General features: G+C 59.0%; 19 protein-coding genes. 6 read left to right on the forward strand and 13 right to left on the reverse strand.

What is annotated here, in order from left to right:
• Nucleotides 1-201: 201 nt before the first annotated feature.
• A complete protein-coding gene (hpxO, locus tag ACGS9J_RS16095) occupies nucleotides 202-1,359 on the forward strand; it encodes an FAD-dependent urate hydroxylase HpxO (RefSeq protein WP_442231867.1) in 1,158 nt (385 codons plus the stop codon).
• A 35-nt stretch (nucleotides 1,360-1,394) separates the two neighbouring features.
• On the opposite strand, the gene ACGS9J_RS16100 is transcribed toward hpxO, so the two are convergent.
• The 7 genes from ACGS9J_RS16100 to ACGS9J_RS16130 form a co-directional block, all read right to left on the reverse strand.
• On the reverse strand, nucleotides 1,395-3,530 hold the full coding sequence (locus ACGS9J_RS16100; RefSeq protein ID WP_442231868.1) for a peptidase domain-containing ABC transporter: 2,136 nt from the start codon (nucleotides 3,528-3,530) through the stop codon (nucleotides 1,395-1,397).
• A gap of 88 nt (nucleotides 3,531-3,618) precedes the next feature.
• Nucleotides 3,619-4,800: an HlyD family secretion protein gene (locus ACGS9J_RS16105; protein ID WP_442231869.1), complete on the reverse strand. Its 1,182-nt coding sequence runs from the start codon at nucleotides 4,798-4,800 to the stop codon at nucleotides 3,619-3,621.
• Nucleotides 4,801-5,159: 359 nt separating this feature from the next.
• On the reverse strand, nucleotides 5,160-5,522 hold the full coding sequence (locus ACGS9J_RS16110; protein WP_442231870.1) for a hypothetical protein: 363 nt from the start codon (nucleotides 5,520-5,522) through the stop codon (nucleotides 5,160-5,162).
• Nucleotides 5,523-5,928: 406 nt separating this feature from the next.
• Nucleotides 5,929-9,501, reverse strand: coding sequence for a molybdopterin cofactor-binding domain-containing protein (locus ACGS9J_RS16115; protein ID WP_442231871.1), 3,573 nt, complete (start codon nucleotides 9,499-9,501; stop codon nucleotides 5,929-5,931).
• Entirely contained in the window at nucleotides 9,494-10,036 is a 543-nt protein-coding gene (locus tag ACGS9J_RS16120; protein WP_442231872.1) for a (2Fe-2S)-binding protein, read from the reverse strand. Before ACGS9J_RS16120 ends, ACGS9J_RS16115 begins: the two co-directional genes overlap by 8 nt.
• 152 nt (nucleotides 10,037-10,188) lie before the next feature.
• Nucleotides 10,189-10,662, reverse strand: coding sequence for a MarR family winged helix-turn-helix transcriptional regulator (locus tag ACGS9J_RS16125; protein WP_442231873.1), 474 nt, complete (start codon nucleotides 10,660-10,662; stop codon nucleotides 10,189-10,191).
• A gap of 66 nt (nucleotides 10,663-10,728) precedes the next feature.
• Complete coding sequence (locus ACGS9J_RS16130; protein ID WP_442231874.1) at nucleotides 10,729-11,787, reverse strand: 2,5-dihydroxypyridine 5,6-dioxygenase; 1,059 nt, start codon at nucleotides 11,785-11,787, stop codon at nucleotides 10,729-10,731.
• 329 nt (nucleotides 11,788-12,116) lie between these two features.
• On the opposite strand from ACGS9J_RS16130, the gene ACGS9J_RS16135 reads away from it, so the two are divergent.
• From ACGS9J_RS16135 to ACGS9J_RS16155, 5 genes are all read left to right on the forward strand, one after another.
• Complete coding sequence (locus ACGS9J_RS16135) at nucleotides 12,117-13,268, forward strand: FAD-dependent monooxygenase (protein ID WP_442231875.1); 1,152 nt, start codon at nucleotides 12,117-12,119, stop codon at nucleotides 13,266-13,268.
• Nucleotides 13,265-14,059 carry an alpha/beta fold hydrolase gene (locus tag ACGS9J_RS16140; RefSeq protein ID WP_442231876.1) on the forward strand — a complete coding sequence of 265 codons (795 nt, stop codon included), beginning with the start codon at nucleotides 13,265-13,267 and terminating at the stop codon, nucleotides 14,057-14,059. The genes ACGS9J_RS16135 and ACGS9J_RS16140 overlap by 4 nt, the downstream gene beginning before the upstream one ends.
• A 15-nt stretch (nucleotides 14,060-14,074) precedes the next feature.
• Nucleotides 14,075-14,827, forward strand: coding sequence for a maleate cis-trans isomerase family protein (locus ACGS9J_RS16145; protein ID WP_442231877.1), 753 nt, complete (start codon nucleotides 14,075-14,077; stop codon nucleotides 14,825-14,827).
• Nucleotides 14,828-14,836: 9 nt separating this feature from the next.
• Nucleotides 14,837-15,478, forward strand: coding sequence for an N-carbamoylsarcosine amidohydrolase (locus ACGS9J_RS16150; RefSeq protein ID WP_442231878.1), 642 nt, complete (start codon nucleotides 14,837-14,839; stop codon nucleotides 15,476-15,478).
• 118 nt (nucleotides 15,479-15,596) lie between these two features.
• On the forward strand, nucleotides 15,597-16,904 hold the full coding sequence (locus ACGS9J_RS16155; protein WP_442231879.1) for an MFS transporter: 1,308 nt from the start codon (nucleotides 15,597-15,599) through the stop codon (nucleotides 16,902-16,904).
• A gap of 30 nt (nucleotides 16,905-16,934) precedes the next feature.
• Here ACGS9J_RS16155 and ACGS9J_RS16160 read toward each other — a convergent pair whose 3' ends face one another.
• The 6 genes from ACGS9J_RS16160 to guaD form a co-directional block, all read right to left on the reverse strand.
• Nucleotides 16,935-18,140, reverse strand: a complete 1,206-nt coding sequence (locus ACGS9J_RS16160; RefSeq protein WP_442231880.1) for a serine hydrolase domain-containing protein — start codon at nucleotides 18,138-18,140, stop codon at nucleotides 16,935-16,937.
• Nucleotides 18,141-18,260: 120 nt separating this feature from the next.
• The gene (dcp, locus tag ACGS9J_RS16165; protein ID WP_442231881.1) at nucleotides 18,261-20,462 is read right to left on the reverse strand and encodes a peptidyl-dipeptidase Dcp; all 2,202 of its coding nucleotides are present in this window, start codon (nucleotides 20,460-20,462) and stop codon (nucleotides 18,261-18,263) included.
• 166 nt (nucleotides 20,463-20,628) lie between these two features.
• Nucleotides 20,629-21,402 (reverse strand): xanthine dehydrogenase accessory protein XdhC, encoded by a 774-nt coding sequence (gene xdhC / locus ACGS9J_RS16170; RefSeq protein ID WP_442231882.1) that lies wholly within the window; start codon nucleotides 21,400-21,402, stop codon nucleotides 20,629-20,631.
• On the reverse strand, nucleotides 21,386-23,788 hold the full coding sequence (gene xdhB, locus ACGS9J_RS16175; RefSeq protein ID WP_442231883.1) for a xanthine dehydrogenase molybdopterin binding subunit: 2,403 nt from the start codon (nucleotides 23,786-23,788) through the stop codon (nucleotides 21,386-21,388). The genes xdhC and xdhB overlap by 17 nt, the downstream gene beginning before the upstream one ends.
• The gene (gene xdhA, locus ACGS9J_RS16180; RefSeq protein WP_442231884.1) at nucleotides 23,781-25,211 is read right to left on the reverse strand and encodes a xanthine dehydrogenase small subunit; all 1,431 of its coding nucleotides are present in this window, start codon (nucleotides 25,209-25,211) and stop codon (nucleotides 23,781-23,783) included. Before xdhA ends, xdhB begins: the two co-directional genes overlap by 8 nt.
• Complete coding sequence (gene guaD / locus ACGS9J_RS16185) at nucleotides 25,208-26,539, reverse strand: guanine deaminase (RefSeq protein WP_442231885.1); 1,332 nt, start codon at nucleotides 26,537-26,539, stop codon at nucleotides 25,208-25,210. Before guaD ends, xdhA begins: the two co-directional genes overlap by 4 nt.
• Nucleotides 26,540-26,811 lie beyond the last annotated feature (272 nt).

Consider the following 26,811-nt stretch of genomic DNA (forward strand, 5'->3'; position numbering starts at 1 on the left):
TTCACCAGGGTTTTCTGTTACTCATTCGTGCTGTGCACAGGGCTGCCCTTTCCCCGATAAAGATGCCCTGTCACGGCCCATGGGTTGCACCAAATTGCATCAGAGCCAAGCCTGATGGCGGTCCGACTACGTGGACAGCGGAGCATCGGCGGGCTGGTACGGAAATTGCTTCTCCCCATCATGGCTATGGAGGAGAACAACATGAAAGCAATCATTATTGGCGGCGGTATCGGCGGTTTATGCACCGCCATCGCCTTGAAGCGTAGCGGCATCGAGACCGAGGTCTTTGAAGCGGTCAAAGAGATCAAACCGGTCGGTGCGGCAATCTCCATCTGGCCTAACGGCGTCAAATGCCTCAACTATCTGGGGATGAAAGAACAGCTGCGTGCGCTCGGCGGGCCGATGCATTACATGGCCTATCAGGAATATCTGCACGGCCAGACACTTACGCGTTTTAGCCTGGATCCGTTGATCGCCAGCGTCGGCGAGCGTCCTTATCCGGTGGCTCGCGCCGAACTGCAGGCCATGCTGCTGGATACCTATGGCCGTGACCAGGTGCGTTTCGGCAAGCGCGTCAGCGGCATTGAAGAAACCCCGCAAGGCGTTACCGCCTGGTTCGAAGACGGCAGCCAAGCCAGCGGGGATTTTTTGATCGCCGCCGACGGCACCCATTCTGTTATTCGGCCTTATGTGCTGGGCCACCGGGTGGAGCGTCGCTATGCCGGTTACGTCAACTGGAACGGGCTGGTCAGCCTGGATGAGTCCATCGCCCCGGCCGACCAGTGGACGACTTTTGTCGGTGAGGGTAAACGCGTGTCGTTGATGCCGGTTTCCGGTAACCGCTTCTACTTTTTCTTCGACGTACCGTTACCGACCGGGCTGGCGGAAGACCGCAGCACCGCACGCGCCGATCTGCAGCGTTACTTTGCCGGCTGGGCCGAACCGGTGCAGAAACTGATTGCCGCCGTCGATCCCGCCAGCATCAACCGCGTCGAGATCCACGATATCGAACCCTTCGAACAACTGGTACGCGGGCGCGTGGCCTTACTGGGTGATTCCGGGCACAGCACCACGCCGGATATCGGCCAGGGTGGCTGCGCGGCCATGGAAGACGCGGTGGTATTGGCCATCGCCTTGCAGACCAACTCACTGGGCATTGAAGATGCGTTGCTGCGTTATCAGGAAAAACGCAGCTATCGGGTGAAAGATTTGGTGCTGAAGGCGCGCAAGCGTTGCGATGTCACCCACGGCAAAGAGATGGACGTCACCCACAGTTGGTACGAGGAGCTGAAAACCGAAACCGGCGAGCGCATTCTCTCCGGCATGAAAGACACCATTATGGGCGGGCCGCTGGCCTGAGTCGCTTCCCCTCTCCCGCCCGGAGAGGGGCTACCTCAGGTTTTCAGGCTCCGTATGCGCCCCGCGACCAGTTCGATCACCCGATCCGCCGTGGCAATGGTTTCCGGCCGGTGGGCAATCAATAAAATGGGCAGGCCAAGCTGGCGCAAGGTTTGGCCGATCAGCATCTCATTATTGAGGTCCAAATGGCTGGTGGCTTCATCCAGGATCAGCAGCTGCGGTTGCTTGTACAACGCCCGCGCCAACAGTAAACGCTGTTTCTGTCCGCCGGACAGGGTTGTGCCCATTTCCCCGATCAATGTCTGGTAGCCCATCGGCAGCTTATCGATGTCCTGCTCCAGCTGTGCCAAACGAACGCATTCGCTGAGCTTTTGCTTATCCACCCGCGACGAGAAAAATGTCAGGTTGTCAGCGATAGAACCCCGAAACAGCTGATCCTCCTGCAATACCACCCCGATATGCTGGCGAACCTGCTGATAATCCGCCTGCCGGTGCTCAATGCCCAGCGTGCGTATCACCCCGGCGCTCGGCGGGTATAAACCCAGTACCAGCTTGGCCAAGGTGGTCTTGCCGCTGCCGGAAGCGCCAACCAGCGCCACCACCTCACCGGGCATGATCTGCAGCGAGACTTGTGACAGGATCTCCCGCTCGGTCCCGGCATAGTTAAAACTGACCTGTTCCAGGCTCAACGCCGGCCGATCGCTCGGCCAGATGCAGGCCGCTGATTGCCCACCCGCGCCACCCGTCGCCTGCGACGCCGCATCTTCACGCGCTGCCAGCACGATATCCGCCAGCCGTTCGTTATAAACATCCAGCATGCGGTAAGCGACCAGCTTGTCGATCAGGCCGTTGATACTGGAGGAGAAGCGGCCCTGAAAAGACATATAGGCCACCAGCATGCCCACCGAAAACTGACCGGCCAGCACCGCGCTGGCCCCCAGCCACAGCACCGCCGCCCCCACCACGCTGCCGATCACGGTCTGCATAATGCCGTAAACCATCATCAGTTTGCTTTCGCGCAGTTGAGCATTGCGCCGGGCTACGTTCAGATTACGCCAGAGCGATTCCCGCGGCGTCAGTGCCCCGTTGACCCGCAGGCTCAATACCCCGCGCAGGCTCTCCAGAAAGTGGCTGGATTCCTGGGTGCCGGCCACCCAGCTGTCTTCTGCCGCTTTACGCAGCGTACTGAACCAAAACAGCCGCAGCAGGCCATAAACCAACGCGGCCACCAAGGCCACCAGGGTTAATTTTGCGCTGTAGAAAAACATCATGCTGAGCGTGCCGACCACCAGCAGTACATCAAGAAAAGCTTCGAGAAGCGTGGTGGTCAGGGTGTCCTGAATGGTGTCGACCGCATCGAATTTAGCGCTGATGTCCCCCATATTGCGTGCCTCAAACCAGCTAATCGGCAGCCGCAACAGGTGGTGAAATACGTTCGCCGTCCACTGCATATTGAAGTTGACCGCCATGGTCAGCGTCGCCCACTGTCGGGCCAGTTCCAGTAGCGTTTGGGTGGCGGCCATCAGCAACATGGCGATGACCACCAGCGTCAGCAGGCTGGCGTCCAGCGCGACCAAAACTTCATCAATCACCAGTTGGTTGATCAGCGGGCCGATCAGCGCAAACACCTCGAGTACCAGAGCGAAGCAGAAGATCCTGCCCAGCGCGGCCTTCAATCCCTGGGTTTTGCCAATCAAGTCCATCAGGCGGATCTTTTTACGTTGGTCTTTGGCGGTAAACTGGTGAGTCGGCGTCAGCTCCATAGCGACGCCGGTAAAATGACGATCCGCCTCCCGCAGGCTCATTTTCAACTGACCGCGCGCCGGATCGTGCAGCTCCAGCGTTTGCCCTCGTACCCGCTTGAGCACCGTAAAGTGATCCATGTCCCAGTACAAAATGCAGGGCAGCGACAGCAGGTGCAACTCTTCAAGCTCCAACTGCACGGCGCGGCCACTTAAGTGCAGGTGCTCGGCACAGCTCATCAATTGCGAAAATGTCATCCCGAGCTGCGAAACGTTAAATTGCGCCCGCAGCGTAGGCAGATCAATCTGATGCCCATGCCAACCGGCAATCATCGCCAGGCAGGCCACGCCGCATTCCGCCGACTCTGTCTGGCGGATCAGCGGCAGGCGCTTGCGCCATGCCCAGTTAATCACTTCGGTAACATCCATGTTCAGATCCTCCCTTGCAGACTCCATAACGGCTCCAGCAGCCATTCGTACAGACGGCGGCTATCCAGTTCCACATCAGCGGAAACGGTCATGCCGACGCGCAACGGCTCCTCCCGGCCATAGCCGTAATGGTGGTTTTATCCAACGCCACTACGACACGGTAATGCCCTTCGTTTTCCTTCCAGACCATCGGGTTTTGCAGCATCACCTCGCTGGCGCTGAGGCTGGTGTCGGTAATGGCGCGGGTGGCGCCATACTGCACGCCAAACTTTTCATAGGGGAATGAAACAAAGCGCAGACCTACCCGCTGTTGAGGCTTGATAAATCCCACCGCTTTACTCGGAGCAAAGAGTTCGACCTGCAATTGCGCGTCGTCGGCCACCATCATCAGCAAAGGATCGTTTTGTTTTACCGTTTGCCCCGCCCGAGCCAGCACCACGGCGATATGGCCATCCACCGGCGCAGTCAGCGTATGATCGCGCTGGGCGCCTAGTTCGATTTCTTGCTGTTTAATGCCCAGCAATTGGCGTTCAAGCTCGGCGTCACGCGCCTGCTGCTGCTGTTCCAGAGTCCGCAGTTCTGAAGCCGCCGCCGCAAGCTCGCGTTTTAGCCGCAGCTGTGACTGCCGCTGGAGCTCAACCTTTTCCTGTGCCGTCGACAGCGCCATTCGCTGCTGCTGGAACTCAAGCTCGGAGACATGGCCTTTGGCGATCAGCTTGCGGTAACGCGCCATCAACGAATGCGCCAGTTTCTGCTGTTGTTGAACCAGCACCATTGCCGCGTCTGTGCTGGCCAACTCCTGATTGAGTTGCGCGATACGTTGACGCACGCCAGTTTGCTGCAGGACACGGGTCGCCAGCTCTTGCGCACGCTGATGCTCCAGCATGCGATATTGGCGCTTTAACGAATCAGAAACCGAGGCCAGCGTACCGATCCCCTGCCCATTGAAATATTCGCCGCTGAGCCGATACAGCGCCTGACCAGCCTTGACCGCCGCCCCTTCCGCCACCAGGCGTTCAGTGACCTGCCCGGCGCTGCGCGCCACCACCTTGATCAATCCGCTGGACGGCATCACCACCCCTTCCAGTCGCGCTTTGCGGGTATATTCACCCAGGATCAGAAATAGCACGATAGCCAGCACCAGCAGAATGCTGACCCAGGCATAGGCGGTTAAACTGAGGCTGGCGGGGATAATCACTTCCCCCTCGGCCTTGGTGGCCTGAGCGGCAAAATACCCCTCGCGGTAAAGTTGGGGAGGACGTTCTGGCATGGGGGATATACCTTTATCGGATCCTGGGTCGATAATCAGCTTACTGACTGCGACGCTTCCATTGACGGACAAATCTTCGCGTCGAGGTATATATAAATTTCATCAGAGTCATTATCCCTAACGGCACAAAAAAATAAATCATCCACTTGGCCACTTCACAAGGGATGTTGACTCTGAATATACCGCTATATTGGCTAAGCCCCACAATAAAAAACAGATTATGGGATAGCGTAATAGCAACGAGCACAATAATAAAAGCCGCCATGAACGCCTTCATAAAAGACACCAATTCAACATTAATATGCGGCTATGCCAATATCTGGCACAGCCACATTATACTAAGGTGATATACGTAATTATTACCAATTGCAGGTGCCACCATTATAGGTGCCAGAGTTATTTTTTGAAGCGTTTTGAGAACCATTTCCGCTCCCCAAACAAGCACTCAGCGAACCAATTGATGAACCGACCACACTACCCAAAATTGCTCTGGCGCCTCGAACAACAAGGCATCCCGCCACCCCACCTAACACTGCAAAACCCAGTGCGCTTGCGCACTCTGCGCTAATCGCGGGGGTTGAAGCAACTGCCGGGTTGTAAGTCTGCCCCCCGTAGTTAGCGGATATCCCGCGGCCATAGTGATTTACTCTGGTCCGGGTATCTACGCTGCTTTCACCACCACCGCCAATCATCATAATTTCGGCTCTCGTTAACGTTTTCATAATATTCCCTTATTTGTTTATAATGTTTATATTTAAACTTTATCCTTGATCTGCATACAGCAGACATAGATATAAACATACACTGCCGTCATGTCAATATATAAAGCCATTCACACTAATATAATTAACCCAGCTAAAAACAATAAATTACACGAAGCAGTTAACTGCACCACCAATATATATCAGCATTTTTCCAACTGAATTAAAATAATTTACTCGAAGTCAATTAACTCCCTGCCACAACATTTCAATCCCCAAAGCCAATAAACCCCTAGCCGGAATACCTGCGCAGCACGCTCCCCAACCACATCCCCACCCGCGCAGGAAGCAATGCCAACAGTTACCGTAACCGGCGCAGCGGCTTGTTGCTTCCCTGCAACCGCAATAGCGCCGCTTTCTAACGACATTAATGATTGCCCGGATTGGCGCGCAATTTGGCCACCTGCGCTTCGACATCGCGCCATGCCGGTTTATCCCCGGCATAATGCTGCCGCAGATAATTCACCAGGTCCGCCACCTGCCGATCGGAGAAGCTGTCTTTGAATCCCGGCATAAAGCCCAGATCGGCCGTGGCCGGTTTGGCGATACCTTGCAAAATCACCTTGATCAGGTTATCCGGCCGCTCGCTGAAGATATTGGTGTTGTTGGCCAGATCCGGGCTGACGCCAAACAGCTGCGGCCCGCCGCTGGCGGCGCTGTGGCAGGCCTGACAGGCGCCCTGAAACAGCCGTTCTCCGGCCAACTGCCCCGCAGCGGGTGGCAGACGGGTAGCCAGTTGAGTCTGTGGCTCCAGATTCAACGGCGTCGGGCTGCTTAACGAAATCAGGTAATTGGCCATCGCGCGAACGTCAGTTTCCGGCAACGTCGCCAGTTCGCTGACCACCGGCCCCATCGGCCCGGCCGCGACGCCGTGTTCGGCAGAATGGCCGCTGCGCAGATAGTGGAATAGCTGCTCTTCGCTCCAGGGTTTGTCCGCATTGGCCAATTGGTTTAATGCGGGCGCTTCCCAGCCGTCTACCATCGCTCCTGCCAAAAAGCCGCTGCCGCCCTTTTCCGCGCCCATCAGGTTACGCGGCGAATGGCAGGCGGCGCAGTGTCCCAATCCATTCACCAGGTAAGCGCCCCGGTTCCACTGCGCGCTTTGCGTCGGGTTGGGCTGGAACTCGCCCTGACGAAGAAACAGCGCATTCCAGCCGGCCATCAACGGGCGCATATTGAACGGGAAACGCATCTGGTTAGCCGGGTTGCTTTGCGCCACCGCCGGTTGCGACATCATGTAGGCATACAGCGCCTGCATATCGCCATCGGTCATCTTGCTGAACGCCGTATAAGGAAACGCCGGGTACAAATGCCGGCCATCGCGGCTGATGCCCTGACGCATCGCCCGGTCGAAAGCGGTAAACGACCAGTTGCCGATGCCGGTTTCCACATCCGGGGTGATATTGGTGCTGTACAGGGTGCCGAATGGGGTTTCCATCGCTAGCCCCCCGGCGTTGGTTGCCCCTTCTGAGGCGGTATGGCATACCGCGCAATCCCCGGCGGCGGCCAGTTGACGACCGCGTTCCAGGGTCGCGGCCGACCAGGTGCCGGAACCCGGAGTCGCCACCGGCGCAATTTCGGCTCGCCACGGCAGTGCCGTCGTCGCGACACCCAATGCGGCGCCGAAGATCCCGGCCACGCCGCCAAACCACCATTTACTGCGTTTGGGTTTGACCGGCGGCGGCGACTGCCGTTCGCTATCCGGGCCGTTCAAGGCTTCGCGCAGCCGATCGGAGGTGATCGGCAACTCGCGAAACCGAATACCGGTGGCATCAAACACCGCATTGGCGATGGCGGCCGCGCTGGGCACCGACGCAGACTCACCGGCACCCAACGGCGGATCGTAAGGGCGCGGCATCATCACCACGTCCACTTCCGGCACCTCAGGGAAGGTCAGGATCGGGTAAGCGCCCCATTCCTTGCTGGAAATCGTCGACTCTTCAAAAGTCACCCGCTCTTTCAGTACCCGGCTGGTCGACTGGATCACGTTACCGTGGATCTGGTGACGCACGCCGTCCGGGTTGACCATCATGCCGGCGTCGTGCCCGACCACAATCCGCGTGACCGCCACTTCACCGCTGGCCTTGTCGATCGCCACGTCGGCGACCCAGGCAGCCCAGGCGGCACCAAAGCCGGGAAACTTGCTGTGAATATAACGCGCATAGGCAAAACCCCGCCCGCGCAATACGCCGTCTTCCGCCGGGGTTTGCATAGGTTCGGTATGCGGCGTCCAACCGGCGCGTTCGGCGGTGCTGCGCATCAGTTCGGTGGCACGTTGGTCCTTGATATAACGCAGCCGGTATTCAAGCGGATCGACACCGGCGGCAATAGCCAACTCGTCGATATAGGACTCGTGGGCGAAGGTATTCGGCAGCGCCGATACGCCCCGCATCCAGGACGCGCGGACAATCGGGGCCATATCCTCAATACTGACGCGCAGCTCCGGGTATTCATAAGGCGGTACCGAAGTGCGATCGCCCATCTCATAAGCCACCGGCACCGGCTCCACCCTGCCGGTCAGCAACAACGCCAGGGTGGGTGCACCGTTGGAAGGGTAATAGGTGCGAAAATCATAGGCGACCGGATCGCCTGCGGCGTCCAGCCCGCCGTCAACTTCCATCAGTTGCGCCGTGCCCTTCGGCTCCCACAGGTGTTCCTGCTCACGGGTGAGCTGCACCCGCACCGGGCGGCCCACCGCTCGCGACAGCAGCGCCGCATCCGCGCAGACGTCATCGGCGCAGTTGCGGCCATAACAACCGGCGGCCTCCATGCGGATGATGTCGATCTGCTCTTCCGGGTATTCCAGCAGCCAGGCGAGATCGGCGCGCAGCAGGTGCGGGTTCTGGCTGCCCGACCACACTCGCAGTTGCTGCGTTTGGTAATCCGCCAAGGCACAGGACGGGCCGATCGAGGCATGCAGTTGATACGGCCATAGGTAGCTGCGGGTAAAGCGCCGATCGGCGGCGGCCAATGCCGCATCCACGTTGCCGGTATCATGCACCACCCGCGTCGAATGAGGGTTATCGCGCAGCGCCTGGGCGACGTCGGTCATCTGCGGCAGGTTACGCCGCCAGTCCTTCCAGCTCACCTGCAGCGCCTGCGCCGCCTTGATCGCCTGCTCCTCGCGTTCGGCGACAATGCCGATAAAGTCGCCGACCACCACCAGTTTGACGATACCGGGAATGTGCGCAATCGAGTGTTCGTCCACCGCCAGCAGGCTGGTGCCGACAAACTCGCCGCTGTCGTAGCCGGCATACGGCGGCCGCACCACCCGGCCATGCAACATATTTGGCAGCCGCATATCGTGCACGTAGGTGGATTCGCCGGTGGCCTTGGCCGGGATATCGACGCGTGCGGTGCTGGTTCCCACCAAACGGTATTCGGCCTGCGGCTTGAGCGGTGCATCGCCGCTGATCGGCAGCTCAATATGCCCGCCGGCCACCAGTTCGCCGTAACTTACCTTTTGCCCCTGGGGGCCAACAATGCTGCCGTCGTCCAGCGTCAGTTGATCTGCGCTGAGGCCGAAACGTTGCGCCGCCTGCAGCAATAGCCAGCGGCGTGCCTCGGCGGCGGCATTGCGCAGCGGCACCGCCGAAATCTGCAGGGTGGCGCTGGCGATGGTCGCGCCCTGATTCGGCGTGCTTTCGGTGTCGCCCAGCACCATGCGCACCTGATCCATGCGCAGATAAAGCTCTTCGGCGACGATCTGCCCTAACGCGGTGCGCACACCGGTGCCGAGATCGACATGGCCGTTGAAAGCGTAAACCTCGCCGCTGTCGCAAATGGCGATGAACAGCCCCGGCTCTTTGGGTTTCAGGCTCGGCGTCTGGCCTTTCGGCACCAGTCCTGGCGGCGGTTGGATCTGATCGATAATCAGCAATGTGCCAGGGCGCTGCAATAACTCGGCCTGGCTCGGCAATAAGGAAGGGGCATCAGTCATGGGGCGAGGTTTCCTCACTGCGGCAAAGAGTGATAGCGCGCTGAACCGCACGCAGGATTTCGATATGGGTACCGCAACGGCAGAGATTGCCGGACAGCGCCTGACGGATTTCACTGTCGCTGGGCGACGGATTGCGATCCAACAGGGCTTTGGTGGTCATGATCATGCCGTTCAGGCAGTAACCGCACTGCGCCGCCTGTTCTTCGATAAAGGCGCGCTGCACCGGATGCAGATGTTGGCGATCGCCCAGCCCTTCCAGCGTGGTGATCTCACGGCCGGTCACGCCCAAAGCCGGGATCACGCAGGAGCGCGCGGCAATGCCGTCAACCAATACGGTGCAAGCGCCGCACTCGCCGAGACCACAGCCGTACTTCGGGCCATTGAGTGCCAAATCATTGCGTAACACCAACAGCAGAGGCGTATCTGCCATCACCCAGGTATGAATATTTTCGCCGTTAACCGACAGCATCAGCGGATGCTCCGTCAGCGTTTTTACCGCGCCTTCCCTGGGCGATTGCACTTCAGATATCGCCATTGTGCGTCTCCGCCTGCGCTCTGGTTATACCCGTCATCTTTCCAGTCGCCGCCAGGCGTCTGACTGCAACTTGAAAGCTATAGGGTATGTATTATCGGCCGTGACCTCGCCGCCACCGCACTCACCAGACAACCGCAGTTGCGGGTGGCGAATCAGCCGGGCGGTTGGTCTTCCAGCATTTTATTGAGCAGGAACATCAGCGCTATACGTTCGGCCGGATTGAGCGTGCCGAAGGTTAATTCTGTGATCTTCGCCGCATGCGGCACCGTTTCCGCCAACAGCGCGGCACCGGTATCGGTCAGCCCGACCACCACTTTGCGCCGGTCGACAGGATCCGGCATGACGGTGATCAGCTCGCGCACCTTGAGACGCTCGACGATGCCGCGAATGGTGGCCTGATCGACCGCCGTCACCTGCACCAGCTCGGTTAACGAACTCGGGCCCATGTCACGCACCGCGCACAGGGTAATAAACTGCACTGCGGTCAGCTGCGAATCGCCAACGTTCTGCTGAAAGATGGCCACGTGGCGCTGGTAAACCTTACGCAGCAGGTGCCCGACTTGTTCGGTAAAATGATAGTTTTCGGTTTTGCCGTTTTCTGCAGCCGGGTATTCGGGGGGCGTCATTGCGTTACTCTCACCATCTATGGAAACCACCGAGAATAGTACAAACCCCCGCGTTTAGCAGCAAGGTTAGCCCTGGCTGACGCGCGACGCCGCCGGGGCCACCACTTCGCCATCCGCCACCACCGTCGTGCCGTCCAGGCTGATGTCGCAATGACGCAGCGCGATATCCATGTGGCACGGCGTTTTGCGCGTGCCGCCGACTTCCGTATTCGGCCCGGTGGAGAACAGGAAGTTGCCATAGAAGGCGCGTGCATCCATACACATCCCGTCGTTTTTGTCGTGCAGCCCCATCGCCGTCCACTGCGCCCGTGGCTGCAAGCCCCAACCGATATGCGAGATGCCGTACACCTCCGGATCGTTGAAATACTTCATGTATTCCCGAAGATATTCCGCCTCAAAACCGCCGTGAATGCGCGTCACAAAGCCTTTATCGATCTCCAGCGTGATGCGTTCCCGCGCATAGCTTTTGAACGGCAGCAGGATATCGCCTACCTCCAGCACCAGCACCCCTTCGGCCTGTTCTTCATTCGGCCAGGTGAACAGGAAGCCGCTGGGCCAGTGATCCCAGCGCCCCGGCTCGTCGGCGTAACCGTATTCGGTCACCGTCGGGTATTGCCCCAGCGGCGCGCGAAAATCGCTGCCGGCGGCAGATTTCACCTGCATCAGTTTTGCCTGTTCCAGCACGGCCGCCGCCGCCAACACCCGCGCTTTGTCCTCTGCATCAGGCAACATCCGTGCCAAAACCTCCGGCGGCTCGACCGCCAGCAAAATGCGCGTGCCGGTTTTCAGGATCTGCTCCTGCTCCGGCGAATGCAGCAACATCATGGTGTCGACCACCAGATCGGCAGCCTCCAATGCGCGCTGAGCCGCGTGGTTACCGGTCAACGCCGTATCACCGCAGTAAGCGGTCATGTCGTTGCCCATGGCACGCGGGTGGTTAAACGAAGGCAACTCCACCGCGTAAACCTTGGCGCCCAGCCGCAGAGCTGCATCAGTGGCTGCACGGACCGTACGCGCATCGGAATAGTGACTTTTCAGGATCGCCACGCTTTGCGAAGCATCCACCTTCGACAGCCTAAGCACCTGCTCGAACAGCTGAACCAACTGACTATCATTGACCGCCATGCCGTATCTCCCGTTTCGCCAGAGGTGGCCGACGCGCCCGGCGCCGGTGAGGTTATTTTGCACAAATTACAGTGAACACACTCTTTTAATCATATAAGACCAAAAACACTTCGGAAGCAAGAAGCCTGGATCACCTATAAGTAAATCCTATTTTAAGCCCTTCACATCCTGTGATTAACATAAGGTTAACAGAAACCCGCGGTCGATTAGCGTGAGCCAGGTCTAAATTAACACTTGTGCAACTTTGCGTTATTTAGCGTATACACTATAAATCGATCATCCGTTATCGCAGCGGATGGCAGGTAAAGAAACCAACAGTCAGGGGAAAAATGATGAGCAAACAACAACGCATTGCCGTAGTCGGCGCCGGTCTGGGTGGCGCTGCTGCCGCCGGTCTGCTGCAAAAAGCGGGCTTTACCGTTGACCTGTACGAACAGAGCCCGGTGTTTTCGCGGCTGGGTGCCGGTATCCATATGGGGCCGAACGTCCTGAAGATTTTCCGTCGTCTCGGCATTGAACAGCCTCTGGAGCAAATGGCCTCGCACCCGGACTTCTGGTTCAGCCGCGACGCCGAAAGCGGTGACTATCTTTCGCGCATCGAACTGGGGGCGTTTGCCCGCAAAGAATACGGCGCCGCTTACGTGACGGTGCACCGCGGCGACCTGCAGGCGCTGCAGATGGCGGTCCTGCAACCGGGCAGCGTGCATTTCGGCAAGCACCTGAGCCAGATTGAGGAGCGCGATAACCAGGTGGTACTGAATTTCGCCGATGGCACCCAGGCCAGCGCCGATATCGTGATTGGTGCCGACGGCATCAATTCCCGTATTCGCGAACACCTGCTGGGCACGGAAGCGCCCACCTACAGCGGCTGGGTGGCGCACCGGGCGTTGATCCGCGGCGAAAAACTGGCCAAATACAACCTGAGTTTCGAAGACTGCGTGAAGTGGTGGTCGGCGGATCGTCACCTGATGGTCTATTACACCACCCAAAAGCGCGACGAATACTACTACGTCAGCGGCGTGCCCCACCCGGCATGGGATTTCCAGGGCAGCTTTATCGACAGCAGCCGCGAAGAAATGTACCAGACCTTCGCCGGTTATCACCCGATTGTGCAGGCCCTGATCGAGTCCAGCGAGCAGGTCACCAAATGGCCGTTGCTGAACCGCAAACCGCTGCCGCTGTGGAGCGAAGGCCGCATGGTGCTGCTGGGCGACGCCTGTCACCCGATGAAACCGCACATGGCTCAGGGCGCGGCCATGGCCATCGAAGACGCCGCCATGCTGGCGCGTTGCCTGCAGGAAACCGGCCTGACCGACTACCGCACCGCTTTCCAACTGTATGAAGCCAACCGCAAAGAGCGCGCCTCCCGCGTGCAGGCGGTATCCAATGCCAACACCTTCCTGCGCACGCAGGAAGATCCGGCCTGGGTTTACGGCTATGACCTGTACGCACAGGCACTGAAATCGGAGAACGCCGCATGAGTCACTTTCTGTATGGCGCCAACGTGCAGGCCAACGGCATTCGCCAGCATTACCTGCGCTACGGCGGTCAGGGCCCGGTGTTGATCCTGATCCCCGGCATCACCAGCCCGGCGATCACCTGGGGCTTCGTCGCCGAACGTTTGGCTGAAAAGTACGACACCTACGTGCTGGACGTGCGCGGGCGCGGCCTGTCCGCCAGTGGGCCGGAGCTGGCCTATGACGCCGAAACCTGCGCCCAGGACGTGACCGCCTTCGCAGCAGCGTTAAAGCTGGAACACTACGCCTTGCTCGGCCATTCCATGGGGGCGCGCTTTGCCTTGCGCGCCGCGGCCCTGCATCCGGCCGAGGTTCGGCGGCTGGTGCTGGTCGATCCGCCGGTTTCCGGCCCCGGTCGTCGTGAATATCCGGGCAAATGGCCCTGGTATGTCGATTCGATCCGTCAGTCACTGTTGGGAATGGATGCGGAACAGATGCGCGCTTTCTGCCCAAGCTGGAGCGAATCGCAGCGCCAACTGCGTGCCGAATGGCTGCACACCTGCTACGAACCGGCCATCCAACGCGCCTATGAAGATTTTCATCAGGTCGACAGTCACCGCGATTATCCCTCGCTGAGCATGCCGACATTACTGATGGTGGCGGGCCTTGGCGGCGTGATCCAGCCGGAAGACGAAGCGGAGATCCGCAGCTTGCAGCCGGAAATCACCATCGCGCGGGCTGAAAACGCCGGACATATGATCCCGTGGGACGACTTTGACGGTTTCTTCCGCGCCCTGGGCGATTTTCTGGATTAATCAAGGAGTGTTGTCATGACTAAAAGTTACCGTATCGGCCAGATCGTCCCCAGCTCCAACACCACGATGGAAACCGAAATTCCGGCGATGCTGAGCGCACGTCAGTTGATCCGCCCGGAGCGCTTTACCTTCCACTCCAGCCGCATGCGCATGAAGCACGTCAGCAAAGCGGAGCTGGCGGCGATGGATGCCGAATCGGACCGCTGCGCGCTGGAGCTTTCCGACGCGCAGGTCGACGTGCTCGGCTATGCCTGCCTGGTGGCGATCATGTCGATGGGGCTGGGCTATCACCGCGAGTCGCAGGCTCGGCTGGCCCAGGTCACCCAGGACAACCACGCCGCCGCACCGGTGATCAGCAGCGCCGGTGCGCTGGTTAACGGCCTGAAGGTGCTGGGCGCCAAACGCATTGCGTTGGTGGCGCCTTATATGAAACCCCTGACCCAAATGGTGGTGGAGTATATCGAGCACGAAGGTATTGAGGTCAAGGTGTGGCGCGCGCTGGAGATTGCCGACAATCTGGCCGTGGGCCGCCACGATCCGGCCAAACTGCCCGGCATTGTCGCCGAGATGGATTTGAGCGAGGTTGACGCCATCGTGCTGTCCGCCTGCGTGCAAATGCCGTCGTTACCGGCGGTCGCTACCGTTGAGGCGCAAACCGGCAAGCCGGTGCTGACCGCCGCGATCGCCACCACCTACGCCATGCTGACCGCACTGGAACTGGAGCCGATCGTTCCCGGCGCCGGTGCCCTGCTGTCCGGCGCCTATTAAGGAGGCACGATGGCATCCGTAGCCGATCACTCTCTCACCGAGAACTACCACGGCGTCTGGGGTAACCGTATCGGCTTCGGCCGACGTCCGGCGCTGCTGATGATCGATTTTATGCAGGGCTACACCACCGAGGGCGCCCCGCTGTTCGCTCCCGGCGTGGTCAGTGCCGTCGACGAAAGCGTGGCGCTGTTGGCCACCGCACGTCAGACGGGAATTCCGGTGATCCATACCCATATCCGCTATCATGCAGGCCATTTTGCCGATGGCGGTATCTGGGTGAAAAAAGCGCCGGTTATGAAGGACATGGTGGAAGGTAACCCGTTGGCGGCGTTCTGCCCGCAGGTGGCACCGCTGGCCACGGAGGTGGTGTTGACCAAGCAGTATGCCAGCGCCTTTTTCGGCACCTCATTGGCGCCGATGCTGGTGGCGCTGGGCGTCGATACCCTGCTGCTGGCCGGCTGTTCCACCAGCGGCTGTATTCGTGCCAGCGCGGTGGATGCGCTGCAGCACGGGTTTCGCACCATCGTCGTACGAGAATGCGTAGGCGATCGCCACCCCGGCCCGCATGAGGCCAACCTGTTCGACATCGACAGCAAATACGGCGACGTTGTGACTAAAAAGGAGGCCCTCGATTATCTGAACCGGCAGTAACCCAGAGTTTCACCTGCACGGAGAGCTGAACAATAAAGAAGGCGCGGAAAGCGCCTCAAAAGCAAACACACAACGCTCCTCCTCCGGAGGCCACCATGCACCACCTGGAGACATCATCATGGCCATTGTTGAAACCCCGTTAACCGGGAAAGCGGGCGCAGAATCGCTTCTGTACCGCAAAATCACCTGGAAGCTGATCCCGTTCCTCTGTTTGTGCTATCTGGCCGCCTATCTCGACCGTATCAACGTCGGGTTGGCCAAACTGCAGATGGCCGATCAACTGCAACTGAGCGAGGCCGCCTTCGGCCTGGGTGCCGGGCTGTTCTTCGTCGGCTATATTTTGTTTGAAGTACCGAGCAATCTTATCTTGCAGCGCGTGGGCGCCAAGGTGTGGATTGCCCGCATCATGATCACCTGGGGCCTGCTTTCCGCCTGTACGATGTTTGTCACCACTCCCAACCAGTTTTACATCATCCGTTTTTTACTTGGCGTAGCGGAGGCTGGTTTCCTGCCAGGGGTGCTGTATTACCTGACGCTGTGGTTCCCGACCTACCGTCGCGGCCGTATTATTGCGCTGTTCATGATCGGTCTGCCGCTGTCCAGCGTACTCGGCGGCCCGCTGTCCGGTTGGATCATGGGGCATTTTGATATGCGCCACGGGCTGCACGGGTGGCAATGGCTGTTCCTGCTGGAAGGCATTCCCAGCGTGTTGCTGGGCGTGCTCACCTTCTGGGTGCTGCCGAACAACTACCGGCAGGCCAAATGGCTGTCCGAAGACGAAAAACAACGCATTGCCGAAGATCTGGCGCAGGACGATGCCGAAGCCAGCCACAGCAAGCACAGTTTTCGCGACGGTTTCTTTAATCTCAAGGTGTGGATGTTGGGCGGCATTGATTTCTCTATCCTGCTCAGTGCCTATGCCATGGGCTTTTGGATGCCGACCTTTATCAAGACTGCCGGGGTGACCGACATTACCACCATCGGCCTGCTGACTGCGCTGCCGAGCGTCGCCGCCCTGCTGGGCATGTTACTGATTGGCACCAGTTCCGATCGCATGCGCGAACGCCGTTGGCATATCATAGTGCCGTTTATTGTCGGCGCGATGGCGATGGCCGGCAGCACTTTCTTCACCCACAGCGTGATCGCCACGGTGTTGTTGTTCTCGGTCGCTCAGGCCGCCATCATCGGTGCGGTGCCGGTGTTTTTCAGCCTACCGGCCACCTTCCTGCGCGGCACGGCAGCGGCAACCGGCTTTGCGCTGGCCTGCTCGCTGGCCAACATTGCCGGGTTAGTGAGCAATTCGCTGATGGGGCTGGCGTTGGATCTGACCGGTAAAAGCGGCGGTGCGCTGTGGGCCTTCGCCGGCTGTCTGCTGATCAGTTCCTTGCTGGTGGTTGCACTGCCTGCCAAGGTGGTTAACCGCTGAGGACGTTGGGCTCCGTACGCGGAGCCCAACTTATTGGCAACTGAAGGACCGGTCCGCCGCCTCGCCCATGCGTTGCAACAGACGATGGCCGATGTTATTGCTCCAGTTAAAGCTGTTTTGCAGCACCACCACCGCCGTCTTATGGCGCAGATCCAGGCCGATATAGCTGGAATAGCCGCCGATAAACCCCACCTGATAGGTAATCTGCTGCCCGCCTACGTCATCCACGACCCAGGCGATGGCGGCCGCCTCTTTGCTGCGAGCAAAACGCACGGTCAGCGAATCCTTCAACGCCTGATCCAGCGCCGCCGAGCCGGTGGGTTCAAAATGCGCCTGCGCATAGCGCAGCAGATCGTCGGCATCGGTATACAGTCCTGCGGCCCCGATCATATAAGAAGAAAATTGCCAGTCGGGCACCGGCTGCCCGCGCCGAATGAATTTGGGCTGATCGCCGGCATGGCCAACGGCGCGTTGTGCATAGCCCGGCAAACGCTGTGCATCGTAGCTGGTGTGTGTCAGCCCCAGCGGCACAAGAATGTTTTCGGTGGTCAGGCGATCGACCGTTTTCCCGGTGCGCCGTTGCAAGATGTAATCCAGCAGCGCGTAGCCCAGGTTGGAATAGCGGGGTTCTTCGGCTTTTGGCGCATCGAAAGTCGCCAGATAATCGAGGAATTCTGGCGTATCCAGCGAGTGATAAAAATTATCGCCGGTGAACAAGTAGCGGACAAAACCCCCGAGCATGTCCGGCGTCATCATTTGGCGCGGCAGGCCCGAGGTGTGAGTCACCAACTGCAGCAAGGTGATTTTCTTCGCATCCGCGCTGAGCGGTGTCCCGGCAGGCAGCAACGTCGCCAGCGTATCGTCCCAATGCAGCACGCCTTTATTGACCAGCACTACCGTCACTTCGGCAATAAACCCCTTGCTGACCGAGCCCACGGCAAACAGCGTGTTGCCGTTCACCGGGTAGCGATGCTGCGCATCGGTCACGCCATAGCCAAAGGTGGGGGCTTGCCCGTCGGCCGTCAGGATCCCCACCACCAGTCCGGGTGTTTGATGGTCATCGATCATCGGCTGCGCCAGGCTGTCGACTTCAGCCTTCAGGTCGCCGCTGCACGCCAGACGCCGACTTTCCCGCGGCGATGCATCCGTCGGCATACGCGAAAGCGTACCGCAGGCGGAGATCAGTAAAGGAAGACCGAGGACGATAAAACGCGTTAGGGGAATGTTTATCTTCATTGCTCACGGGCCAAAATTAACCGGCGCATGATAAACCATCGCTCCGCCTATGTCCCCGCGAAAAAAAGGACGCAAGCAAAGTTGCGTCCTTCTGAGGGGGCTAACGACAGTCGTGAGCCGTTATTCGTCTTTCAGCCCGCGGTTGATCAGCATTGGCTCGATGCTTGGCTCCTTACCGCGCCAGTCGACGTACAGTTTTTCCAGATCCTGGCTGTTGCCGCGCGACAGCACCATGTCACGGAAGCGCTGGCCGTTCTCTGCCGTCAGACCGCCGTGTTCGCTGAACCACTGGAAGGCATCATCCGCCAGCATCTCAGTCCACAGATAGGCGTAATACCCGGCGGCATAACCGTTACCCCAGATATGTTTGAAGTAGCTTGAGCGGTAGCGTGGTGGCACATAGCTGAGGTCGATCTTGTCTTTCATCAGCGATTCGGCTTCGAATTTGTCCACGTCCTGCTGCGGCTGATCGGCGCTCAGCATATGCCAGTGCATGTCCAACAGCGCCGCAGACAGCAGCTCGGTCATGTCATAGCCCTTGTTGAACTTGTCGGCTTTTTTGATTTTGTCGACCAGTTCCTGCGGCATCGCTTCGCCGGTTTTGTAGTGTTTGGCGTAGTGCGCAAAGACTTTAGGATCGCTGGCCCAATGCTCGTTGAACTGAGAGGGGAATTCGACAAAATCGCGCGCCGTATTGGTGCCGGACAGGCTTGGGTACTCCTGATCGGCAAACATGCCGTGCAACGCATGACCAAACTCGTGGAACATGGTGATCACGTCGTCGTAAGACAGCAGCGCCGGTTGGCCCGGAGCCGGTTTGGTGAAGTTGGCGACGTTGTAGATCACCGGCTTGGTGCCTTTCAGCTTCGACTGTTCGACGAAGTTGCTCATCCAGGCGCCGCCGCCTTTGTTGTCGCGTTTAAAGTAGTCGGTATAGAACAGCGCCATTGATTTGCCGTCTTTATCGAACACCTCATACACGCGCACGTCCGGCTGGTAAACCGGGATGTCCTTGCGCTCTTTGAAGCTGATGCCGTACAGCAGGTTGGCGGCATAGAACACGCCGTTGTTCAGCACATTATCCAGCTCGAAGTAAGGTTTGATCTGCGATTCGTCCAGATCGTACTTCGCCTTGCGCACCTGCTCGGCATAGAACTGCCAGTCCCAGGCGGCCACCTTGAAATCGCCTTTCTGCTGGTCGATTACCGCCTGAATGTCTTTGGCTTCGCGTTCAGCGCGCGCGGTGGCGGCCGGGACGATATTGCGCATAAAGCTCAGTGCCGCATCCGGCGTTTTGGCCATCTGGTTTTGCAGTTTCCAGGCCGCGTAGTTCGGGAAGCCCAACAGTTTGGCCTGTTCGGCGCGGATTTTGGCCAGGCGGGCAATCGTCTGGCGAGTGTCGTTGCCGTCACCCTTTTCCGCCCGGTTCCACGAGGCATCAAACAGCGCCTTGCGGGTGTCCCGGTCTTTCAGGCTTTGCAAGTCCGGCTGCTGAGTGGTGTTTTGCAACACCAGTAGCCACTGCTTGTCCAGTTTACGCTCGCCGGCGGCCTGGGCGGCTGCGGCCAGTTCGCTTTCCGACAGGCCATCCAGCTTGCCCTTGTCGGCGATAGCCAGCGCGCCGTCTTTGGTCGCCGCCAGCAGTTTGTTGGAGAACTGGGTGCTCAGCGTCGCCGCTTCCTGATTCAGCGCCTTCAGCTTGGTTTTATCGGCATCGGACAGGTTTGCCCCCGCCAGCTCGAAGTTTTTGTAGGTCACTTCCACCAGGCGGCGTGACTCTGCATCCAGCTTCAGCGCATCGCGCTGCTGATAAATCGCCTTGATGCGGGCGAACAGTTTGCTGTTGAGCATGATGGCGTCGTCCAGCCCCGCCAGCTTCGGTGAACTTTCTTCATCCAGCTTTTGTAACGCGTCGCTGGTGTTGGCCGAGGTCATGGCACCAAACACATTCATTACGCGCGTCAGCAGTGCGCCGGATTGTTCCAGCGCCACAAAGGTATTTTTAAAATCAGGCTTGGCCGGGTTATTGGCGATCTTCTCCACTTCTTCCAGCTTTTGCTTGATGCCGGCGTCCATCGCCGGGGCGTAATCGCTTTCTTTGATCAAGTTGAACGGCGGTGCCTGGAATGGCAGGCGGCTCTGGTAGAAGAACGGATTCTGGTTCTTTTTATTGTCGTGCTGGTTGGCTTCACCGGTCACGTTAGCCTCCTTCGCCTGACCACTCGGCAACGCGCTATGGTCGGCGTGCGGGTTAGTTTCTGCTGCCTGTGCCTGCGAGCTCAGCGCCATGCCGATCGCCAGCACCAATGTAGATAAACGCATCAAATCGAAACTCCTCCATGTTCACAGAATAAATTGCGCGGGGACCCCAGTCCCCAGGCCACATTCTAGCTTAGGCGCAGTTGGCAGTTTGAGCAAAAACAAGTGATTAGAATATTGAACCCTCATCAACATCGGGCTTTTCAGCTTTGGCCAAAAGAAAACCGCCTCAGCGCAAAGTTTGCCCGTAGCAGGCAATAACCTCCCCGGCCACCGCCACCGCGATCTCCGCCGGCAGTTTGCCTTTGACGTCCGGCAGCCCTAAAGGGCAGCGCATGGCGGCAATCGCCGTTTCGCTGATGCCGCGTTGACCGAGCTGGTATTCGAAGCGTTTGCGCTTGGTCAGCGACCCGATCAGGCCGAAATATCCTGCATCGCCACGGCGCAAGATCCGCTCGGCCAGCGTCAGGTCCAGTGCGTGGTCGTGAGTCATCACGATGAAGAAACTGCCCGGTGGCATGGCGTCGACGATCTCCAGCGGATCATCGCAGACTTCTTGTTGCACTCCCGCAGGGATAACCGCCGGGAACTCCGCCGCGCGGCCATCCACCCAACGCACCCGGCACGGCAGCGTGGCGAGGATATTCACCAGTGCGCGGCCTACGTGTCCGGCACCAAACAGGGCGATTTGCGGGCGCGGCGAGATCATCGGCTCGAACAGCACGCTGGTGGTGCCGCCACAGCATTGCCCCAACCGCGCCGCCAGCGGGAAACGCTCCAGTCGTAATCTGGTATCGCCCTGTTGCAGCATCTCGCGGGCAATCGCCAACGCCTGAAACTCCAGATGACCGCCGCCGATGGTGTTCACCGCCCGTTCCGCGCTCACCAGCATTTTGGTGCCGCGATTACGCGGCGTGGAACCCCGGTCATCGACCAGCGTCACCAGCACGCAAGGTTCACCGCGCCGCCGCAGGTCGACCAATGCCTCAATCCACTCGTCCATCGCCGTTCTCCTGCACCAAGTCAGTGACAACGTCACTGTTTAACATCTGCTGCACGCCCCACAGCACCCGCTCCGGCGTGGCCGGGGCGTCAATGGCCGGTTGCCGACGGTAATCCGCCAGGCTGGCGACCGCGTCTTTGATTGCGCACCACACCGAAATGCCCAGCATAAACGGCGGCTCGCCCACCGCTTTGGAGTGAAATACCGTGTCCTCTGGATTCTTGCGGTTTTCCAGCAGCCTGACGCGCAGATCGGCAGGGACATCGCCAATCGCCGGGATTTTATAACTGGCAGGGCCGTGAGTCAGCAGCCTGCCCTGGTCGTCCCACACCAGTTCTTCGCTGGTCAGCCAGCCCATGCCCTGCACAAAACCGCCCTCCACCTGGCCGATGTCGATCGCCGGGTTCAGCGAGTCACCCACGTCGTGCAGAATATCGGCACGCAGCAGTTTGTATTCGCCGGTCAGGGTGTCGATCAACACCTCCGCACAGGCCGCCCCGTAGGCGAAGTAATAGAACGGATGACCGCTGGCCTGGTCGCGATCGTAGAATATCTTCGGCGTGCGGTAATAACCGGTGCTGGCGAGCGAGATCTGATTGAAATAGGCCTGCTCGACCACCTGTTCAAAGCTGAAATAACGTTCACCCACCCTGACCTGGCCGTTATTGAACGCGATCTGTTCGGCGCTGACCTGATGCTGCTTGATCAGCATGTCGATCAGCCGTTGTTTGATGATCAAGGCAGCATTCTCCGCCGCTTTGCCGTTCAGATCCGTGCCCGACGACGCCGCCGTCGGCGAGGTGTTCGGCACCTTGCCGGTATCGGTAGCGGTGATTTGAATACGCTCGATATCCACCTGGAACACTTCGGCGACAATCTGCGCCACCTTGGTATTCAGCCCCTGGCCCATTTCGGTGCCGCCGTGGTTGAGTTGAATGCTGCCGTCGGTGTACACCAGCAACAGCGCACCGGCCTGGTTAAGGAAGCCGGCGGTGAAGGAAATGCCGAACTTCACCGGCGTCAGCGCCAGCCCTTTTTTCAGGATCGGATTTTGCGCGTTGAATTGACGAATTGCCTGACGCCGTGCCTGATAATCGGCGCTGTGCTCCAGCTCGGCGGTGATCTCCTGCAACAGGTTCTGCTCCACCGGCTGGTGGTAATGGGTGACGTTGCGTTGATCCTTGCCGTAATAGTTGGTTTTTCGCACCGCCAGCGGATCAAGCGCCAGATAGCGGGCTATATGATCCATGACCTGCTCAATCGCCATCATGCCCTGCGGGCCGCCAAAGCCGCGATACGCGGTGTTAGAGGCGATATTCGTTTTACAACGGTGGCCGGTAATCAACACATCCTGCAAGAAATAGGCATTATCGGCATGGAACATGGCGCGATCGACAATAGAACCCGAAAGATCGAGTGAGTAACCGCAGTTGCCGGCCAGGCTGATTTTCACCCCGTGCAGCAGCCCGCTGTCGTCGAAACCTACGTCATACTGAATATAAAACGGGTGGCGTTTGCCGGTGATCAACATGTCGTCGCGCCGGTTAAGACGCATTTTGACCGGTCGCCCGGTGAGGTGAGCCACCACCGCGCACAAGCAGGCCGGGCCGGCGGCCTGGGTTTCTTTGCCGCCAAAGCCGCCGCCCATGCGCCGCGTGTCGATCGTCACCTTGTGCATCGGCAGACCGAGCACCGAGGCCACCAGCTTTTGGATTTCGGTCGGGTTCTGGGTCGACGAATGCACCAGCATGCCGCCGTCCTCGGCCGGCATCACCGAGGCGATCTGGGTTTCCAGATAAAAGTGTTCCTGACCGCCAACATGCAACTCGCCCTGAATGCGGTGTTTTGCCTGCGCCAATGCGCCGTCGGCGTCACCCCGTTGATGATGGTGCGCTTCCTGCACCACGAAACCCTCGCGTAAAGATTGGGTTACGTCCAGCCGCGCCGGTAAATCCTGATAGGTCACTTTAACCGCCTGAGCGGCACGCCAGGCGATCTCCGGATCCTCTGCTGCCACTACCGCAATCACCTGTCCGACGTATTCCACCACCTCTTTCGCCAATAGCGGATCACCGTGGGTCAAAGGGGCAATATCCAGTTCGCCCGGCACGTCCTGCCAGGTGATCACCCGTACCACGCCGGGGAAGTCGTAACAGGCAGACAGGTCCAGCTTTTCAATCCGCGCATGCGCGCGTTCGCTCAGTCTGGCCGCCAGGTGCAATTGGTTGGGAAATTCCAGCCGATCGTCAATGTATTGCGCTTCACCGCTGACGTGCTTGTCGGCACTCTCGTGTTTACGACTGCGGCCCACGCCGCTGGTCAGCGACTGACGGAAACGTTCGGCCAGCTGTTCCTGAGTGTCTGGGGTATCTTTGCGATTACTCATAAGCGGTGACCTCAATTGCCCATTGCGGCGTGGTCAGCGCAATGAAGTAGCGACGCAGCAGGTTTTGCGCCACCAGCAAACGGTAAGCGCTGCTGGCGCGAAAATCGCTCAGCGGCGTAAAGTCCTGCGCCAGTGCCTGGGCCGCGCGTTCGAGGGTTTCCCGTCGCCACGGTTGCCCCAGTAACTGCTGCTCGCAGAGCAAGGCGCGTTTTGGGGTTGCCGCCATGCCGCCGAACGCCACGCGGGCGCTGCGGATAACGCCCTGCTCAAAGGTCAGATTGAACGCGCCGCATACGGCCGAAATGTCGTCTTCCAGCCGCTTGGAGACTTTCCAGGCCCGGAAGTCGGCCGGTGCGCCGGCAGGCAGTACGATGCTTTCAATAAACTCCCCCGGCTGCAACGCGGTTTGGCGATAGCCAAGGAAAAAGTCGTTTAACGCCAGCTCGCGCTGCGTGGCACCACAGCGCAGGATCAGCTGTGCGTCCAGCGCCAGCAACAACGGCGCACCGTCGCCAATCGGCGAGGCATTGGCAATATTGCCCCCCAGGGTGCCCTGATTGCGGATCTGCTGCGAAGCAAAACGCGCCAGCAGATCGCCAAAGGCCGGATGATAGTGGGCCAACAGCGGGTACAGGTCGCTCAGCGTGGCCCCGGCACCGATAATCAGCCGCTCGCCCTGCTGACGAACCGACTTTAGCGCCTCAATTTGTCCGATGGCGATCATCAATGGGATGTCCTGATGCCGCTGGGTCACTTCCAGCGCCAGATCGGTGCCGCCGGCCAACAATTTGGCCTGCGGGTGCCGTTGATACAGCGCCGCCAGTTCATCCAGGCTTTGCGGCAGCAGGCAGCGGTTGTTCGCAGTCTCCAGCGGCGTCGCGGCCGGGATCGTCCGCAGGCGCTGTAAGGTCTCTGACTGCTGGAGGTCGAAACTGTCTGGCCCTGGGGTCTCGCACGCCTGCTGGGCCGCCGCCAATATCGGCCGGTAGCCGGTGCAGCGGCACAGGTTACCGGCCAGCGCTTGCTGCGCCTGTTCGCGCTGATAGGCCACACCACTTTTTTGCAGGCAGAACATCGACATCACGAACCCCGGGGTGCAAAAACCGCACTGCGAGCCGTGACAGTCGACCATGGCCTGCTGCACGCTGTGCAATTTTCCCTGCTGCTTCAGGTCCTCTACGGTGATCAACTGTTTGCCGTGCAGTGCACTGACGAACGTCAGACAGGCGTTAACGCTGCGGTAGCGCAGTTGCTCGCCGTCCGGCTCTGCCAGCACCACGGTGCAAGCGCCGCAATCGCCGGAAGCGCAGCCCTCTTTGGTGCCGCAGCGGCCCAGATCGCGGCGCAGGTAATTCAGCACCGTGGTGTTGGGATCGAGAGCACTTTCACTTTTCAGGCTTTGATTGAGCAGAAACTGGATCATGCGGCCTCCTGCTGGGTAGCCGGTCGATACACCACTTTGCCGTCGACGTAGGTTCGGTAAATGTTGCGGTCGTCGCCCAGGGTCATCAGCATAAACAGGTGTTCCGCCAATGTGCGGCAGTTTTCATGGCGCAGCTTTTGCAGCGGCGACACCGCCGGATCCAGCACCACGAAATCCGCCTCTTTGCCGACCCCGAAGTTGCCGATTTTGTCATCCAGCGACAGCGCCCGCGCCCCGCCCAGCGTGGCGTGGTAGAAGGCTTCGCCGGCCGAGAGCTGATAGCGCTGCAACTGACCGACTTTGTAAGCCTCGCCCAGCGTTTGCAGCATATTAAAGGTGGTGCCGGCACCGATATCGGTACCGATCCCCAGCTTCACCTGCTTCTGCCAGGCCTTTTGCAGATTGAACAAACCGCTGCCCAGGAACAGGTTGGACGTCGGGCAAAAGGCGATCGACGAACGGGTCTGGCACAGGCAGTCCCACTCTGACTCTTCCAGATGCAAACAGTGGGCGAACACGCTTTTCTCTCCGGTCAGCCCGTACTGGTGATACACGTCCAGGTAGCTGCGGCTGTCCGGGAACAGCTCTTTCACCCAGGCGACTTCATCCAGATTTTCGCTCAGGTGGGTGTGCAGGTAGGCGTCCGGGAACTCCTGACGCAACCGTTGTACCTGCTCAAGCAGTGCCGGGGTGCTGGTGGGCGCAAAGCGCGGCGTGATGGCGTAACTCAACCGCTGTTTGCCGTGCCAGCGTTCAATCAGTGAGCGCGTTTGCCGGTAGCTCTGCTCCGGAGTTTCCAGCAAGGCTTCCGGCGCATGGCGATCCATCATGACCTTACCGGCGATCAAGCGCATATTCAGCGCCGCTGCCTGGCTGAACAAGGCTTCAACCGACTGCGGATGCACGGTGCCAAACACCAGCGCCGTGGTGGTACCGTTGCTTAACAGCTGTTGCAGAAAGAACGCCGACATCTTGTCGGAATGCTGCTCACAGCAGAATTGGCTTTCTGTCGGGAAGGTATAGTTTTTTAGCCACGCCAACAATTGTTCGCCATAGGCGCCAATCATTTCGGTTTGCGGATAATGAATGTGGGTGTCGATAAAGCCCGGCACGATCAGTTTGTCGGGATAGTGAGTCACCTCGAACCCCGGCGGCAACAGCGACTCCCCCTGCTGCCAACTGCCGAACCAGACAATGACCCCTTCATTTAACAGCAGTAATCCGTCAGGGATCTCTCGCTGTTGCTGACTCAACTGCTGCGGATGATCCACGCAGGCAGCGATATCGAAAAAATGACCACGGATCGCCGTGGTGAATGACATGCTCATTTTGCTTTCCTTCTCTACCGACCAGCGCACAGCCCCCGGCTGAGTGAATTCAGCCCGGAGAACGATGGCGGTCCTTTTATCGAACGCAGGTGTTGAATTAAGAATAGCAAGCGGCGTGCCAGTTGGTTTTTTATTGGCTATTTTTGTTTAAAAACAAACAGATAAAATTAACACCCCCAATAATCTGAGCCAATGAAAATAAACAAAAAATAAGCAAACGGTTGCCTGCAAATAGCAACCGTTTGCTTATATTGGAATAAAAGCTGGCCTGC

The organism is Serratia quinivorans, assembly GCF_052113645.1.
GTDB classification, from domain to species: domain Bacteria; phylum Pseudomonadota; class Gammaproteobacteria; order Enterobacterales; family Enterobacteriaceae; genus Serratia; species Serratia quinivorans_B.